Below are 15,067 nucleotides of genomic sequence, written 5' to 3' on the forward strand. Positions count from 1 at the left end.
CGAGGGAAAACGTTCTCAATACTTCCCGCCTTTCCGTGATGCCCTCTTTCCAGAACGTTTGGGCGGCGGTCTAGATATCGCCGGTCATCTTCAAATAGAAGGCGCGGCCCGGTCGCTGCAGGCCGAAGACGTCGAAGACTTGCGCGTCGGCGATGTTCTGCACTTCGAACGTTGTGGTGACCGTGGCCGGGCCCGCGAGGATGTAGGAGATTCCAACGTTGTGGGTGACTTGCGCTGGGATCACTTGCTTGTACGCTGTGAGGCCCTGGCTTTCCCAACTGCGGTAGAAGTCATGCACGTACCGGCCAGTGTAAAAAGGCTTGATGCTGTCCGAGGGGGTCACGATGTTGTAGAAGCGCAGTTCGGCGGCCCAGGCTCCGTACATCCAGGGGCGGCTGGGAATGCGATCTCCGTCGAACGCACGGAAGGGGCCCTCCTTGGACACATTTCGCTGCTCCTGAAAGGTGAAGCTCCCATCGAGGTGGAGCCAGCGCCCTGGCAGATCCCACTGGGCCCCATTTTCTAGTCCGTAGGTGCGTGCCCGATAGACGTTCTGGTACGTGATGAACTTGTCGGTGAGTAGCGGCGTGATGAGGTTGTCGCCTTCGCGATAGAAGAGGTTAACGTCCACGACGAATGAACCCACCGGCGAGCGTTTGATCTCGACGCGCGGGCCGACATTGAAGTTGTGGCTCGTCTCTGGTTCGAGCTCCAGGTTGGGGCGAATCAGCACGCCGTTGCCGAATATTTCGAACGCGCTCGGCAGGCGGGTGGCATATTCGTACGACGTTTTGGCATAGAGCCACGGCGTGAACCGATAGCGAAGCGCATCGCCGGCGCCAATCGTGTGTGAGCTCGTCGAGACCGAGTTGAAGCTCGTGGTACCGGCGACTTCGCCTTCCATCCGCATCACGTAATCCTTGGCGAGGACCACGTTCTCCAGCCGGCCGCCGAACCAATGGCTCTCGTATTCGGCGCCGGTGACCAATTTGAAAAGGTTCCGTTTGCCGCCCTGTGGATCGGGCGCACCCGGGGTGGGCAAAATACGCTCCTCACCCGTGCGAAAGTTGCCTTGTGGCGTGATGTTTACGCGAACGATGTGCGAAGGGTGGATGGCCCACGACAGCATGGCGTTGCCGTAAGCATTGTTTTGCCAGAACGTCTGATCGTGCGGAATGTTCTCGATTTCGCCCCGTGGAAAGCGGGGCGTCGTGCGCCGGCCGAACCAGTCGTATCCCCACGCTGAGTCGTCGATGAAATCGATGATGCGGCGAGAAAAACTCGCCGTGGCCTTCAAATCGAAATTCCGAGCAAGCGGCTGCTCATAGCGCAAGGTGGCGCCGTAAATCGTCTCTCCGTAGGTGACCTCGCCGTAGGGCACGGTCATCACGTTGTTGTTCTGAAGATCTTTGTCGTAGGTCGAAGCGAAGGCCTTGAGGAGCAATAGGCGCGCCCATGGGCGATCGACGACGCCAACCTCGGCGAAGCCGCCGTAACCCATATAGCGATCATGAAAGCGCTTCAGCGTGGCCGTACTGCTGCGGCCGAGCGCGTCGGCCACCTCCACCTCCACGGGGTAATTGTTCTTCGCGTGATCCAAAAAGAACGATGCGCCGGCGACGAATCCGGAATCCATATTGCGGTAACGGCCATCGAGGGTGATGCGGTTGGTTCCAAAGGAGCCGACCTGGTAGGATCCGCGCAGGTGGTTGTCTCGTCGCTCGGCGGTGACGAGGTTCAGGGCGCCGCAAAGGGCGTCGACGCCGAATCGAATAGGGACGACACCGCGATAGATCTCCGCGCGCTGAACGAAGTTGATGGGCACGTTGGCCACGTCCAACGGAAAGCCGGCGTACTCGAAGGGCACGCCATCCAAGAAAAAGCGCACCTCCTCCTCGTTGCAACCATTGAGGTACAGGCGCGTATTCGCTCCCAAACCGCCGAGGCGCTGGACCGCAACGCCTTGTGCGCGTGCCAGCACTTCTCCCAAATCTGCACTTTGCTGTTGCGCACGCCGTGTATCGACCACGGTCACGGCCTCCGCCGACTGCTGCAACTTTTGCGCGGCGGTCGTCGCGCCCTTCACTTTGACCTCGGCGGGGGCGTCGCCGTCGCCTGCCGCAAGTGCGCGCGCCGAACCAAGAATGGGGAGACCACATGTAAGTGCAAAAAGGATCCGCTTCACTGCGCGCGATCTGTATGGCAAATGATAGTCACTTTCAATATCATCGGCGCATGATCCGTTTCTTTCGTCCCGTGTCGGCGCTTGCGGCCCTGTCGTTCCTGGCCACCCTCTCGTGCAGTGGGACGGACGATCCGGCGCCGTCGACGGAGCCCGATGGCGTAAAGCCGCTCTACGCGCTTCTGAGCTTGGTTTCCACGACGGACAGCAATGCCTCGTACGTGAACCTGTTCGACTCGCCGAACATCACCGAGGTCAGTTTCTCGCGGGCCCGCGAATTCCCCGGTTCGAGCGGCATCGATGCGGTCAATGGCAAGATCTTCGTCTCCAGCGGCGAGGCACCGACGGTCATGCGCTTCGGCATCACCGAGGCGTTGGCCTGGAAGGACGAAGGCGCCATCAACTTTGCCAATTACGGCTCGTCGGCCGGACTATGGGGCAACGGATTCGGCAATTCGAAGGGATATATGACCTTCAACTCCGTCGAGCGCGTCGTTTGGGATCCGACGACCCTGACCATCCGCACGCAGAGCGTTGCAGGCAACAATCTGGTGCGCGACCGCGATGGTCTCTTGGTGCGCGCCGCCTACGACCGCGCCCTCGTGGCTCAGGGCGCGGAGCTCTATTGGCCCTATTACTGGTCCGACAACGACTATTTCCGCTTCTCGCAAATGTCGCAAATTGCGCTTTACGACACGGGCTCCGACCAGATCCGCAACTTGATCGATGCTCCATGCCCCGGATTGGACTTCGCCAGCAAGGACGAAGAGGGCAATCTCTACTTCAGCAACTGGGTTTTCGCCGTGGCGCAGCCCGCGTTCGATGCCGGCGCGCCGCAAACGTGCACGGTGCGGGTGAAGGCGGGCCAGACGACCATCGATCCGGATTTCCGGGTTCGCTTTCCGGAGGTGACCGAAGGCCGTCAGGGCGCCGCCTTCCATTACATCGGCCAAGGCAAAGCCTTCTTTGCCGTATTCCACCACGAAACCGTTCGAGCGGGCACCGCCCCGCGCGATGCCATCGAGGGGAATCACTGGCGCTTCTGGTCGTACGACATGAAGGCCGGCACCGCGAAGCCCATCGATGGAATCGATGTGTTCGCGGGCGGCTACCGCGCGGCGAAGGTCGATGGGCGCACGTTTCTGCTGCTGCCTCGCAAAGACTACTCCTCCACCGTGGCCTACGAGCTCCTCGCCGACGGCACCGTGAAGCGCCTCTACGAGTCCGTGGGTTGGGCCTACCAGTTCCTGCGCGTGCGTTAGCCTAGACGGCCACCAACGTTTCGAAGCCGCCGAAGATCATTCGTTTGCCGTCGAAGATGGGATCGTCTTTCGACATCATGCCTTCGAGGCGCGGATCGCTCATGACCTTCGCGTTCACCGCGTCGCGGTGGGCGCGGGACTCGAAGACGATCCACGCGAAGATGACCGTTTCGTCGGGTTTGAGCATCACACTCTGCGGGAAGGACGTGAGCTCGCCCGATTTCACGTCCTCCGCCACACACTCGCGGTACTCCAATGCGCCGTGTTCCCGCCAAACCGCGCCAGCCTTGCTGGCCATTTCGCGATACTTCTCGACGTTGCTCTTGGGAACGGCCAACACGTAACCATCGACGTAAGCCATGGCGACCTCCTGGGGTTTGCCACGATCATACGTCGAAGTCGCCACCGCCGAAATCGTCTCCGCCGCCGAAGTCGTCTCCGGGATCGATGTCTTCGTCGTAGCGCGCTTCGTCGTCGACGGTGTCGCCGTCGGATGCCGACTCATAGCCCTGGTAGTCTCGCGTGGAAGCGTCATCCATCAGAGCGGTTTGATGCTCATAGCCACCGAGCAGCTCGTGCGCGATGGCCGTGCCGATGAAGCTGCCCGCAATGCTTCCGAGAAGACTGCCTCCGATCACGCCACCCAAGGATGGGCCGCCGCTGCGTTGAAAGTCGGCCCCGGCAAGCCGGGGACCTCCGGTGCCTCCTCCGAAAACGCGCTCGAGAATTCCCGGTTGCCGAAGCTCGGCCCGCGTGGCCATGCGTGCCATGCTCTGCGGATCGGCCTGCCCCGACGCGGCGGTACGCTCGTGTTCGGGCACGGCTTGCGCCAGTTCACGCAGGGCGCGTGCGCGTTGCTCGGGGGTGAGCTGCGCGAAGGCTTCTGCATGGGCCTGTTCGATAGCCTCGGGCGGGGCCGTGCGCAGCAAGTAGCGGTAACGCTGAAGGGCCTCTTCGTCGTTCGACGCCGCGCCGGGTGCGGGGGCCGGTGCGGGGCGATTCTCCGGTTGTTCACCGAACAAGCGATTCAATATGCCCATGGAACACCTCCGTCGTGCTTGATTTGGCTGAGTCGTCTGCCGTTGCTCGCTGCAGCCTAGGCACGATTGGCGCCGTGGGAAAGGTCGAGGGGGGCGATGCCCGTGGCGTGAACAAATTCGTCACACGGAGGCAATCGTGATCCATGGCGAGGTGGCCGCGGACGCGTTACGACATGGGGCAGCATGCGGATTGCGTTCATCGATCACGTGCAGCTCGCGATGCCCTCGGGAAGGGAAGACGAGGCGCGTGCGTTCTACCAAGGCATACTCGGCATTCCCGAGCAGGCCAAACCGGCACACCTCGCCAAGCGCGGTGGCGCATGGTTCGAGCGCGGCACCCTCAAGGTGCACATCGGCGTCGAGAAAGACTTTCGCGCCGCCACCAAAGCGCACGTGGCCTTCATCGTCGAGGGGCTCTTCGAATTGGTCTCTCGGTGCAAAGCCGCGGGCTACCGCGTCACCACCGACGAACCGCTCGAAGGCTTCGAGCGTGTGTACATCTACGATCCATTCGGCAACCGTTTGGAATTCATGGAGCCAACCAGTACATGGTCTGGGTAGCGGGAATCGCACCTGCAACCTCTCGGTCCCAAACCGAGTGCTCTACTAGATTGAGCTATACCCAGAAGATACGAAGGTCGATATTGGACCCCCATGGACGAGTGCAGCGCGCACACGCTGCACTCGTCCAGTTGCGAAGGCGCGACTCGCACGCGCCCCTCTTGGCTTCGAGCCAAGCGAGCTACTCCTGCTCCACTCCGCAATTCGGCAATGAAGAAACACGACGACATGCATCGAGCCCGAAGGCTCGAAGGAATTCCGTAAAGTGATCGACAAAACCTCGTCGATCCTATTCCCGCAATTCGCGGGTGGTCATGCTCCGTAAGATCGTTGATTAAGAGATTGGGATACCGTTCGAGCGTTGAATGGCCACAAACGTCGAAGGCCGCCTGGGTTTCCCTAGGCGGCCTTCCGAGAGTGCTCTCGCGACTCTGGAACTTCCGCCTAGGGGCTTACCTCCGGCTTGTTATCCGGCTTAACTTGAATGAGGAGGCACTTGTCGATCCCTGGAAGTACGATCCCTGGAAGTACGTGGCCTTGCCACATCGCGCGGTCGCGGCGTGGTGAAAGGTTGGATACGTAAAGGGACCTGAGGGACGTCATAGCGTTACCACACCTTTATGTGTCGCCTACCAAGGCGGGTCAAGGAGAAATCTTTGGCTTCAATCAAAAAGATTTGCACGATGCACGGCCATGGAACAACGAGATGACGTGGTCGTGTTCGCCGCCGGGTCGGCCCCGACCGACGAGGAGATCCATGCCTTGTTCGCGGCGTCGTGGCCGAATCATGAACCGCGATCGTTCCGTCCCATTTTGGCGCGCAGCCTTACGTGGGTGACCGCCCGCCGCCGCGGCCATCTGGTGGCGTTCGTGAACGTCGTTGGAGACGGCGGCCTTCACGCGTTCATCCTCGACACCACCGTACATCCCAACGAGCGGCGACGCGGACTCGGTGTGCGCATCGTGCGGTATGCCGCCGAAGAAGCGCGACGTCTCGGCGCGGCATGGCTGCATGTCGATTACGAAGCCCATCTACAATCTTTTTACGAGCGATGTGGTTTCGGGCCGACCGCCGCGGGGCTGATGCGATTATAGGCAATCAGCATCTCGTATCTGCGTGGGAAGGCAGTTAGAAAAGAATCATGAAACCACGCTATTCGGCTGTGGCTCTTGGAGCCTGCAGCGCCCTCGTGCTCTCTAGCTGCCAGGCTTCCGACGAAGCCACGACCCCCTCGACCGCGCAATCTCTGGCTGTTTCTCGGTCGTCCGTCGCAGTGTCGCAAAAGCAACAGAGTTGGGTATTCCGCGACGCCGGCGGCCGCGAAGTCGTTTTGCGCGGATTCAACGTGTCCGGCAGCACGAAGCTGTATGAAAACGCTCTTTTGCCATTCCGCAATACCACCGATGCCGCGCTTTCCGCGCAGGCGATGCGCGACCAAACGGGGGCCAATGCCATTCGCTTTCTCATCAGCTGGGAGGGCGTGCAGCCCAGTGCCGATAGCATCGGATACGCCTACCTCGATCGGGCGATCGCGCAGATGCGCGAATTCATCCAACGAGGGATCTACATTCTGGTCGACTACCATCAAGACCTCTACTCCGCACACCTGTTCAATCCGGGCAGTTGGTACACGGGCGATGGCGCCCCCAAGTGGGTGATCCAAGCGGGGAATTACCCTGTCGAGAATTGCGGGGCGTGCGTTCTCTGGGGGCAGAACATGCAGTCGAACGGCGCCGTGCGGCAGGCCGCCTACGACCTTTGGCGCAACCGGCCGCTGAGCACCTCGGCGGGGACGGTGGGCGTGCAGGACGCGTTCCTTCAGCAGGCATCGGCGGCCATGCTGTACATCAAGCAAAAGCTCACCGCGGAGGAGTTCCAGGGCATCCTGGGGTTCAACCCGTTCAACGAGCCGTTCGACGGCGGATTGGATGGAAAGAGCGGCTTGGAATGGGAAAAGAACTACCTATGGCCCTTTTACCAACGCTTTCGCACGGCCATGGACAACGCGGGCTGGGGGGCGAAGCCGGCTTTCGTCGAGCCCCTCGTCTTCTGGAACACGGCGATTGGCGAGGAGGGCGGCCTCTCCACCGTCGGTACGTTCGGGACGAAGTTCGTATTCAATAGCCATTACTACGACGGCCTGCGCATGGTCATCGACCCCTCGCCGGCGTCGGATGGCGTGTACGACGGGGCCATGAATCGGATTCGCACGCGCGCCGCTTCGGTGGCGACCGCGCCCTTCGTGTCCGAGTTCGGCAATCGGCTTTCGGGCGGCAGCAGTGATCGCACGCCCTGGATGGTGCGTGCCATGTACCAGGCCATGGACACGGGGGTGGCTGGCTCACGGTGGTGGACCGATGCAGCCTCCGGCGGCACCGTGCTGTCGTCGACGCAGTGGCATTGGGACATTTACAATGGCCGCCATCACGAGTTGATGAACGGCAACCCCGACAAAGTGCAGACCGAGGCCGATGGGTGGAACGACGAGGACTTCTCCGCCGTCAAACTCGACGCGGCGGGCAAGGTCAGCTTGCGCTTCGACGCGCGCGTGCTCGATCGGCTCTATCCGACGGCCGTGGCGGGGGACACTCTCGCCTTCGCCTACGAAGATCTCGCGCGCTCCGGGTACGGCGGCAGTGGCAACCAGCAAGCGTGGCTGACCGTACCCTCCTCGATGCCCAACGTGGCCTCGTTGGTCTCGGGCCGGCAGTTTGGCATCTTGGTGTGGCGCGAATCGGCATCCAGCGCTCCCACGGAGCTGCACCTCCCGCAATCCTTCGTCCCCGCGACCACCGCCGTGGTCAGCGACATCGTTCGCTCGAGCAGCCTTCCCGCCTCCGGCAGCGTGTCCGCCACGGCGGAAATCGGCTCGAGCTCCGCGCGCCGTGTGGTCATCGCCGGCGGTAGCCCGGGCGCCGTTCACTTCGCGCTCCTGGTCAATGCCGCGAGTGGCCCTGCGGTGACCTCCGCCCAGCTCACGGCGGCCAACACGGAGCTTGCGGCGTGGAAGAACCAGCGATTCCCTTGACGATCCTCGGCGAGGCCATCGACACCGCGAGCGCGTCCGATGAGGATGCGCTCGCTGGCGTCGCCTCGAGAGGCGTGGCACGTACATCGGGGGAGGTATATCGTCATGAACCATCCCATTCGATGGGTTGCCTTGGTACTCGCCGTCGGGATTGCAGGCTGTCCCACCGCCTCGGCCCGGCGTGGCCTGGTGATGAATCCCCTCGACGAGCGCGAGTCGCGCGTTCGTTTCTATTCACCCGCCGAGGTTCGCGAGGGTGACACGCTTCACATCTTCCGCGACAAATGCGGTACCACCACCCGCGGGCCGATCTCGGCCAACTGCAGAATGACGCCGATAGGGCAGGGCACCATCGTGCGCGTCATCGACTCGCACGAGGTGACGATGCAGTCCGAGCCCGGGCTCACCGTCAAACAGGGCGACACCGTCGAGAGGAATTCGCCCTAAGACGCGGGCTCGTCGATGCAGGGCGACGAATCCCGCGTGTGCATCGCAAAGCCTTGGGTTTTGCCTTCGAGGCCAACTTTCAGGGCCAAGCCGGGCATCTCGTAGTCCCCGTGATTTTGTACCCGATACGCGACGGGCTCCGTGGTCGCGAGGGTCACGAGGCGCTGTTCGAGCGCGGCTTCGATCGCCGTGTAGCCTTCCGGCTTCAGGCGATCCGCGCTGTACACGACGAACGGCGGCAGCACGGTCATGCCTGGATAAAAGAAGATGCCGTGCTGGATTGGGAAAAGCAGATCCTCGATCGGCCCATCGATCCCCCGCGGCCCATAGTGCGCCTCCCTGCCGCCGACGGTCATGATCACCATCGCGCGCTTGCCTTCGAGCGTGCCCTCCCCATAGCGATCGCCGTAACGGTGCGGCGTGTGTTCGCCGACGTTGTAAGCGAAGCCGGCCGCAAAGACGCGATCGACCCAGCCCTTGAGAATGGCCGGCATCGAAAACCACCACAACGGAAACTGGAAGATGACGACGTCGGCCCAAACGAGCTTCGCCTGCTCGGCCGCGATTTCCGGCGCCTGGGTGCCGTTGGCGAATGCCTCGCCCGAAGCCGCCGGATACCGAAGCCGCGTCTCCGGCTCGTGCTCGAGAAAGTCGCCTGCGTCGGCCGTGGCTTTCCATTGCATCGCGTAAAGGTCGGAAACCTGCACGCGATGTCCGGCTCGCTCGAGCACGGCCATGGAGAAATTTTTCAGCGAGCCGTTGAGCGAGCGCGGCTCGGGGTGCGCGTAGACGATGAGAATGTTCATGGCATGGCTCACGTTGCGGCCACACTCAGAAAAAGAGAAGTACGCTATTTTTTCTGAGGTAGTATGCAAAATCATACCATGGAGAAATTACGCGAATTGAAGCTCCCTGACGGGAACACCGTGACCTTCAGTTGTCCTGTCGAGGCGACGCTTTGGGTCGTCGCGGGAAAATGGAAGCTCGTCATCCTATGGTACCTGCGCGATCGCGGCATCATGCGTTTCAGCGAGCTTCGTCGCGCCATGCCGGAAATCACCCAACAAATGCTCACTGCGCAGCTTCGCGAGCTGGAGGCGGACGGCATCATCTCTCGCACCGTGCATCCACAGGTGCCCCCCAAGGTCGAATATGCGATGACCCCATTTGGCCGCACGCTGGATCCGCTGATCGACGAGATGTTTCGCTGGGGCAAAGTGTACATCGCCCGCGTGCGCGCCATGAACGCGCGCTCCAAGTGACTAAGGTTCGACGGCCTCGAGCTCCTCGACGCCGATGCTCCGCTTGCGCGTGGCCGTCGTCTCGGGGTTGACGATGAATTCGCGCCGCACGATGAGCGGCGGACCGCCCGAGCGAACATGGTAAACCGTGCGTCGGGACTGGTCGCCGTCCTGCGGATCGAAGAGAACGCGGTACGCCGTGAATTCGCCCGCGGGCACGCGCACCGGTTCGATGCGTTCGACGGAGACGACGAAGGGACGCGGTGCTTTGCCCGGTGTCAGATCGTCGATCAGGTCGACACGGGTGCGGTAGCCTGCCTGGAGCGGCTGGCTGAGGACCCACAAATCGAGTCCATTCCACGGCCCGGTCTCCACGAACCCGGAAAGGGGAATGGTGACCGGTGTGACGTGGCCTTTGCCGTCGTCCTGGGTGCCCACGATGCGCTGCGGGTCGAACACAAAGCGGGCGCGCTCCCGGATGTGGACATCCTCGATCTTCAAGGTGGCCAAGGTCGCGCGGTCGACCCATGTCGTGCCCTCGAATTGGCCACCTCGCTGGATGTTGAGCTCTTCGAATCGGTAGTGGCGCCGCCACACGGGTTTGCCCGCGGCCGTGTCCGCGTCGACGGAAACGTACAGTGTGGCGTGCCACGTGGGGTGATCGCCGTGATGCTCCGCGTGGTAGCGCGTCTTCGAAGGTTGCACGCCCACAGATGGCGCCGAGGGCGCCGATGCCGGTGGGTGCTGGCACGCGACCAGGTATAGTGTCCCCATGAAGGCGCGCGCGATGATCCCTCTTCTCATAGCAATGGGGTTGACCTTAGCGTGCAGCAGCTCCCTCGACGAGTCGCTTCAGGGGGCCAGCTCCATCTCGGGGCAGGTGCAGGGGCATTCGTTCGAGCTGCAGGACACGGTGGTGAAGCTCTTTCCCGGGTCGCGCCTTTTTCTCGTTCTCTCCAGCGCGGGCGCGCTTTGCCTGGACTACGAGGCTGCGGGTGGTTTTCTCCAGCACAAGAGCGAGACGAGCCTGGTGTTGGAGGTGCGCTTCGCCGGCCCGCCGACGACCGGGACGTTTCCCATCGATCCGTTCGCTCCCGCATCGACGAGCCATGCTTCGGGTCAATTCACGGTTAATGACGCGACGTGTGGGCAGGCCTTCCTGCAGAAGGCCGATGGTGGCGGCACCGTGACCCTCACCAAGCTCGATGATTCGGAGGTGGCAGGTACCTTCGACGTCAAGTTCAACGGTGGCGGTTCGCTTCAGGGAAGCTTTCATCGCACCCCATGCCCCGACTTCGTCGATCGCAACGCACCGGGGTGCAAATAAGAGCTACCTTGGGCGCATGCCGAACGTCCGGATCGAGACCAACAAGGGAAGCTTCGAAATCGCACTCGACGAGCAGCGCGCGCCGAAAAGCGTTGCCAATTTTCTCGCGTACGTGGACGCGAAAGCGTACGACGGAACCATCTTCCACCGGGTCATTCCGAAGTTCATGGCGCAAGGTGGCGGTTTCGATGTCGAGTACTCCAAACGGCCCACGAACGCGCCCGTGCAGAACGAGGCGGACAACGGCCTGGAGAATCTCCGCGGCACCGTCGCGATGGCCCGTACGAGCGATCCGCACTCGGCGACGTCGCAGTTCTTCGTCAACGTCGCCGACAACGACTTTCTCAATCACCGCAGCAAGTCGGCGGAAGGATGGGGCTACACCGTCTTTGGCACCGTGGTCTCGGGCATGGAGACCATCGACGCCATCGTCGCCGAGCGCACCGGCTCGGGTGGACCCTTCGCCAAGGACGCGCCGCTGCAGCAAGTGGTCATCCAGTCCGTACGGCGCCTGTAGTTCGCTCGAATGACGGTCAGGGGCCGCAGAATTTCCGATTCTGCGACCCGCCGCCCGTCGAGCGGCAGGTAAAGTTCGGGTTGGCCCTTTCGCGGCAAAACGCCGTCGCGTCGGCGCCCGCCGGGAGGTCGGCCGATTCACAGCTCAACACGCAGTACTTTTGCTCCGCGGACTGAACGGGGGAGCAGACTTCTTTGATGCCATTCGGGCACTCCCCGGCAATGGCACAGCAATCCGCGTCTGCCGTGCATGTGTGCGTGCAGTAGCCGCCCTGGAGCTCGGTGAGGCAAACGGCATTGCCGCGCAACGCGCCGGCGTCGAGCCCCGCGTAGCATTGATTGGTGTTCGAACAGGTGAGGCCCGTCGGAGCCGGGCGATCGTTCGAATCGTCGGAGCTCGAGCAGGCGGCGAGGGCGCAGCAACAGGCGAGAACACAGGCAAATCGATGCGGGTCTTTCACATCGGGTGCAGTGGTTCGGGCTTTGCGCGATCAGGCAGCGCGCCTATCCTTTTTCTCGCGAGTTCACCGTGGCACAGTGGGCGCATGGCACTCACGGACGAGGTGAAGCCGGAAGCCTGGGCGAGAGAGTCTCTGCCCATGTTGAGCCCAACGGCGATTAGTTATGATTTTCCTGCTGGCGGGTTGGATCCCTTCGATCTGCAGGAAGCGGAGACGCAATGGTTCGTCGATGCGCGCGGGTACACCCGAGCGTGGAAGCACTCCGAGGGAGAGCGCGCCGTCGAGTACATGAGCCCCACGGATTCGGAATTCTCGAAGAAGATCCCCATGGGGTACAAGTACATTCGAATCCTCGAGAAGCTGGCCGTGGTGACGCGCGGCCTTCTCGCGCGGGAATGGCCTGAAACCTCGCGTGCCCCGGATTCGATGCCCGATGCGCACGGCTACTTCCAGAAATTCCCGTACCTGGTCTACTTCAAGCGCCTCCGCGAACCCAGCCTCTACGTTCGCGAGTGGCGTGCCGCCGCGCGCACCGCCACGAGCTGGCCGCCCTCGAAGTCGGGCGAGATCTTGACCCTACCCGCGGAGAACTATCGAGCGGCGCTTGCCCTCGCCTTGAGTTTTCCCCCGGAGACCGACGAGGCCATCATGGTGGTTCGCGTGCTCGATCACTTCGGCTATCACTGAGCGCATTTCCGAAACGTCCGGAGGCCGCTCGTCATCGAGGAGGGCCTCCGGGGCGCGGACTACGAACTAGTAAAGGTTCTGCAGGGCGGTGACGTCGGTGCTCGAGAAATTGCCCGATTCGCTGCTGCGGAAGCAGGAGTTCATGAGCGAGCCGCCCACCGTGGCCGTGCTCGGCGTTCCGGAGATGAGAATGGCTCCCACGTCCGAGGCGCCTTCGTTGCCGCCGGAGCCGCAGCTGATGCTGCGATTGTAGTAATCGGAATGGCGGAATCCGATGGTGTGTCCAATCTCGTGGGTAATGACGTGCGTTAGCACGCTGGTACCGTATTGCGAGGTGGACGATGCAATATTGATCGCGTTGTAAGGTTTCCCGCCCGAGGGGAAGCCGGAGCTACCGCCCGCCGAACCGGAGGTGAGATTCCCAGTGATAGTGGCGCTGCAGCCACTGGTGCTGCCGCTCGTGCGCTTCAACGAGAAGGAGAGACCCAAGTTGTTGTAGTTGGCAATCGCTCGGTCGAGCGCGGTGCTGAACGAGCCGGTGTACGCCGAGCCATTGACGCAAATCACCGACACACTGCTGCTCACGAGGTTCGTCGTGCGGTATTGCTCTTTGGTGTTCGAGCCATCGCCCTGCAGCATTTCCCGCGAGGCTTCCAGGCTGACCGCCGCATCGCGTCCGACGTAGACGACACCGTCGACCTCCATGATGTCGTCCGCAGGAAATCCTGCCTTAACGAGATTTGAGATGATTTCTTGGTTCGTTGATGCCGTGGACTCCGAAGCATCGGAATCCGAGCCCGCGCATCCCGTGCCAATGGCCACCATCGCCAACAGACCAATGATGTTTTTCGCGAAATTTGCTTTGCCGAGAGTCATAACGCGACCTTTCCCTGCCGATTCGCCGGCAGGCATGATGCGAAATCGTTCGAAACGACATGACCCCGCAGCTTGCGCCCCGGCCGATTTCTCACGGTCCGCACGCAGTACCCACACCGCAGGTCGAGCCTTCGTCCTCGAAGGCGACGTTGTGACTATTGCACAGCTCTGCAACGATCAACAACCATTCACAGTGATTTACAATTTATGTAGGTACATACATTACGCTATCGGCGACGCATTTATGCCATGCGGCACCCACATGCTGTTTCACGTGCGTTTCGAATTTCAATTCGACACCGAGCGGTGCGTAGGTCGGTGAGATCGTCCGGGGCTCGTTGCTCTGGAACAATTTAGAGTTCGGTCGAACGCACCGCTTTGCGCCCGATCTTGGCGTGATTCTTCGCGAAAATGGCGGTGAGCGAGGTCGGAAGCCCCATGATACCCTGGTGAAATGGCTCAATCGCTGGCAGGAAAAGTGGCATTGGTCACGGGGGCGACTCGGGGGGCGGGGCGGGGCTCGGCCGTGCAGCTGGGGGCGGCTGGGGCGACGGTCTACGTCACGGGTCGATCGAGCGGTTCGCACCGTTCGGAAATGAACCGTCCGGAAACGATCGAGGAAACGGCAGCCCTCGTGACCGCGGCGGGGGGCCGGGGTATCCCGGTCCAAGTCGACCACCTCGTGCCCGAACAGGTGCGCGCGCTCGTGGACCGTATCCGCACCGAGCAAGGGGCGTTGCACGTGCTGGTCAACGACATTTTTGGCCTCACCAAGATGGAGTGGAACAAGCCCGTCTGGGAGTGCGATCTCGAGGGAGGGCTTCACCTTTTGCGTCTGGCGGTGGATACGCACGCCATCACGAGCCACTTCGCGCTGCCGTTGCTCATCGAGAAGCCTGGCGGCCTGGTGATCGAGATGACCGATGGCACGGACGAGTACAATGCCAAGAATTATCGCGTATCGTTCTTTTACGATTTGGCCAAGGCCGCGGTGAATCGCATGGCTTTCGCGCTCGCACACGAGGTGAAGGCGCACGAGGCGGCCGCCGTTTCCCTCACGCCGGGCTGGCTGCGATCCGAGGCGATGCTCGAGGCCTACGGCGTCACCGAGGCGAACTGGCTGGATGCCACGAAGCGCCAACCGCACTTCGCCATCGCGGAGAGCCCCGCATACGTCGGCCGCGCAGTGGCCGCCCTCGCTGCCGATCCCGAGGTGGCGCGCTGGAACGGGCAATCACTCTCCAGCGGACAACTGGCGAAGATCTACGGCTTCACCGATCTCGATGGAAGCCAGCCCGACGCATGGCGATACATGGTCGAAGTGCAAGACGCCGGAAAACCGGCCGACGTGACCGGCTATCGCTAGTAAGGCCAAGAGATGTCAACCGCCAAGGCGCCAAGGTCGCCAAGAAAAGATAGTGGGGATGAGGATTGCTGT

16 protein-coding genes, 2 tRNA genes and 1 pseudogene are annotated in these 15,067 nt (G+C 62.0%); 10 read left to right on the forward strand and 9 right to left on the reverse strand.

Annotation, left to right across the window (positions count from 1 at the left end; translation table 11 throughout):
• Positions 1-70: 70 nt before the first annotated feature.
• The gene (locus LVJ94_02115; GenBank protein ID WXB06060.1) at positions 71-2,185 is read right to left on the reverse strand and encodes a TonB-dependent receptor; all 2,115 of its coding nucleotides are present in this window, start codon (positions 2,183-2,185) and stop codon (positions 71-73) included.
• Between the two features lie 50 nt (positions 2,186-2,235).
• Between LVJ94_02115 and LVJ94_02120 the strand changes: the two genes are divergently transcribed.
• Positions 2,236-3,444 (forward strand): MxcI, encoded by a 1,209-nt coding sequence (locus LVJ94_02120; GenBank protein WXB06061.1) that lies wholly within the window; start codon positions 2,236-2,238, stop codon positions 3,442-3,444.
• 1 nt (position 3,445) lies between these two features.
• Here the strand turns inward: LVJ94_02120 and LVJ94_02125 are convergent, their stop codons facing one another.
• Both LVJ94_02125 and LVJ94_02130 read right to left on the reverse strand, forming a co-directional pair.
• On the reverse strand, positions 3,446-3,805 hold the full coding sequence (locus LVJ94_02125; GenBank protein ID WXB06062.1) for a DUF1428 domain-containing protein: 360 nt from the start codon (positions 3,803-3,805) through the stop codon (positions 3,446-3,448).
• Positions 3,806-3,830: 25 nt separating this feature from the next.
• On the reverse strand, positions 3,831-4,484 hold the full coding sequence (locus tag LVJ94_02130) for a hypothetical protein (protein WXB06063.1): 654 nt from the start codon (positions 4,482-4,484) through the stop codon (positions 3,831-3,833).
• A 183-nt stretch (positions 4,485-4,667) separates the two neighbouring features.
• Between LVJ94_02130 and LVJ94_02135 the strand changes: the two genes are divergently transcribed.
• Positions 4,668-5,045: a VOC family protein gene (locus LVJ94_02135; GenBank protein ID WXB06064.1), complete on the forward strand. Its 378-nt coding sequence runs from the start codon at positions 4,668-4,670 to the stop codon at positions 5,043-5,045.
• Here LVJ94_02135 and LVJ94_02140 read toward each other — a convergent pair.
• Positions 5,034-5,110, reverse strand: a tRNA-Pro gene (locus LVJ94_02140). The genes LVJ94_02135 and LVJ94_02140 overlap by 12 nt on opposite strands.
• Before the next feature lie 66 nt (positions 5,111-5,176).
• Positions 5,177-5,247: transfer RNA gene (locus LVJ94_02145), tRNA-Ser, on the reverse strand.
• Between the two features lie 491 nt (positions 5,248-5,738).
• On the opposite strand from LVJ94_02145, the gene LVJ94_02150 reads away from it, so the two are divergent.
• The 3 genes from LVJ94_02150 to LVJ94_02160 all read left to right on the forward strand — a co-directional run bounded on the left by LVJ94_02150 (position 5,739) and on the right by LVJ94_02160 (position 8,521).
• Complete coding sequence (locus tag LVJ94_02150) at positions 5,739-6,140, forward strand: GNAT family N-acetyltransferase (GenBank protein WXB06065.1); 402 nt, start codon at positions 5,739-5,741, stop codon at positions 6,138-6,140.
• Between the two features lie 47 nt (positions 6,141-6,187).
• Positions 6,188-8,074: a glycoside hydrolase family 5 protein gene (locus LVJ94_02155; protein WXB06066.1), complete on the forward strand. Its 1,887-nt coding sequence runs from the start codon at positions 6,188-6,190 to the stop codon at positions 8,072-8,074.
• A 105-nt stretch (positions 8,075-8,179) separates the two neighbouring features.
• Positions 8,180-8,521, forward strand: coding sequence for a hypothetical protein (locus LVJ94_02160; protein WXB06067.1), 342 nt, complete (start codon positions 8,180-8,182; stop codon positions 8,519-8,521).
• Here LVJ94_02160 and LVJ94_02165 read toward each other — a convergent pair.
• Complete coding sequence (locus LVJ94_02165) at positions 8,518-9,327, reverse strand: NAD(P)H-dependent oxidoreductase (protein ID WXB06068.1); 810 nt, start codon at positions 9,325-9,327, stop codon at positions 8,518-8,520. The genes LVJ94_02160 and LVJ94_02165 overlap by 4 nt on opposite strands.
• Before the next feature lie 78 nt (positions 9,328-9,405).
• Here LVJ94_02165 and LVJ94_02170 point away from each other — a divergent pair, with 78 nt between their 5' ends.
• Positions 9,406-9,783 carry a helix-turn-helix transcriptional regulator gene (locus LVJ94_02170; protein ID WXB06069.1) on the forward strand — a complete coding sequence of 126 codons (378 nt, stop codon included), beginning with the start codon at positions 9,406-9,408 and terminating at the stop codon, positions 9,781-9,783.
• On the opposite strand, the gene LVJ94_02175 is transcribed toward LVJ94_02170, so the two are convergent.
• Positions 9,784-10,467, reverse strand: coding sequence for a DUF3108 domain-containing protein (locus LVJ94_02175; protein ID WXB06070.1), 684 nt, complete (start codon positions 10,465-10,467; stop codon positions 9,784-9,786).
• A gap of 67 nt (positions 10,468-10,534) precedes the next feature.
• On the opposite strand from LVJ94_02175, the gene LVJ94_02180 reads away from it, so the two are divergent.
• Together LVJ94_02180 and LVJ94_02185 are read left to right on the forward strand one after the other, a co-directional pair.
• Complete coding sequence (locus LVJ94_02180) at positions 10,535-11,089, forward strand: hypothetical protein (protein WXB06071.1); 555 nt, start codon at positions 10,535-10,537, stop codon at positions 11,087-11,089.
• 16 nt (positions 11,090-11,105) lie between these two features.
• The gene (locus LVJ94_02185) at positions 11,106-11,606 is read left to right on the forward strand and encodes a peptidylprolyl isomerase (GenBank protein WXB06072.1); all 501 of its coding nucleotides are present in this window, start codon (positions 11,106-11,108) and stop codon (positions 11,604-11,606) included.
• A 16-nt stretch (positions 11,607-11,622) separates the two neighbouring features.
• Here the strand turns inward: LVJ94_02185 and LVJ94_02190 are convergent, their stop codons facing one another.
• A complete protein-coding gene (locus LVJ94_02190) occupies positions 11,623-12,066 on the reverse strand; it encodes a hypothetical protein (GenBank protein ID WXB06073.1) in 444 nt (147 codons plus the stop codon).
• An 84-nt stretch (positions 12,067-12,150) separates the two neighbouring features.
• Between LVJ94_02190 and LVJ94_02195 the strand changes: the two genes are divergently transcribed.
• Positions 12,151-12,753: a hypothetical protein gene (locus LVJ94_02195; GenBank protein ID WXB06074.1), complete on the forward strand. Its 603-nt coding sequence runs from the start codon at positions 12,151-12,153 to the stop codon at positions 12,751-12,753.
• A 66-nt stretch (positions 12,754-12,819) separates the two neighbouring features.
• On the opposite strand, the pseudogene LVJ94_02200 reads toward LVJ94_02195, so the two are convergent.
• Positions 12,820-13,506, reverse strand: a pseudogene (locus LVJ94_02200) (zinc-dependent metalloprotease).
• Between the two features lie 577 nt (positions 13,507-14,083).
• Between LVJ94_02200 and LVJ94_02205 the strand changes: the two are divergent.
• Positions 14,084-14,995 (forward strand): SDR family oxidoreductase, encoded by a 912-nt coding sequence (locus tag LVJ94_02205; GenBank protein ID WXB06075.1) that lies wholly within the window; start codon positions 14,084-14,086, stop codon positions 14,993-14,995.
• Positions 14,996-15,067 lie beyond the last annotated feature (72 nt).

Source organism: Sorangiineae bacterium MSr11367 (assembly GCA_037157805.1).
Lineage (GTDB): Bacteria > Myxococcota_A > Polyangia > Polyangiales > Polyangiaceae > Pendulispora > Pendulispora rubella.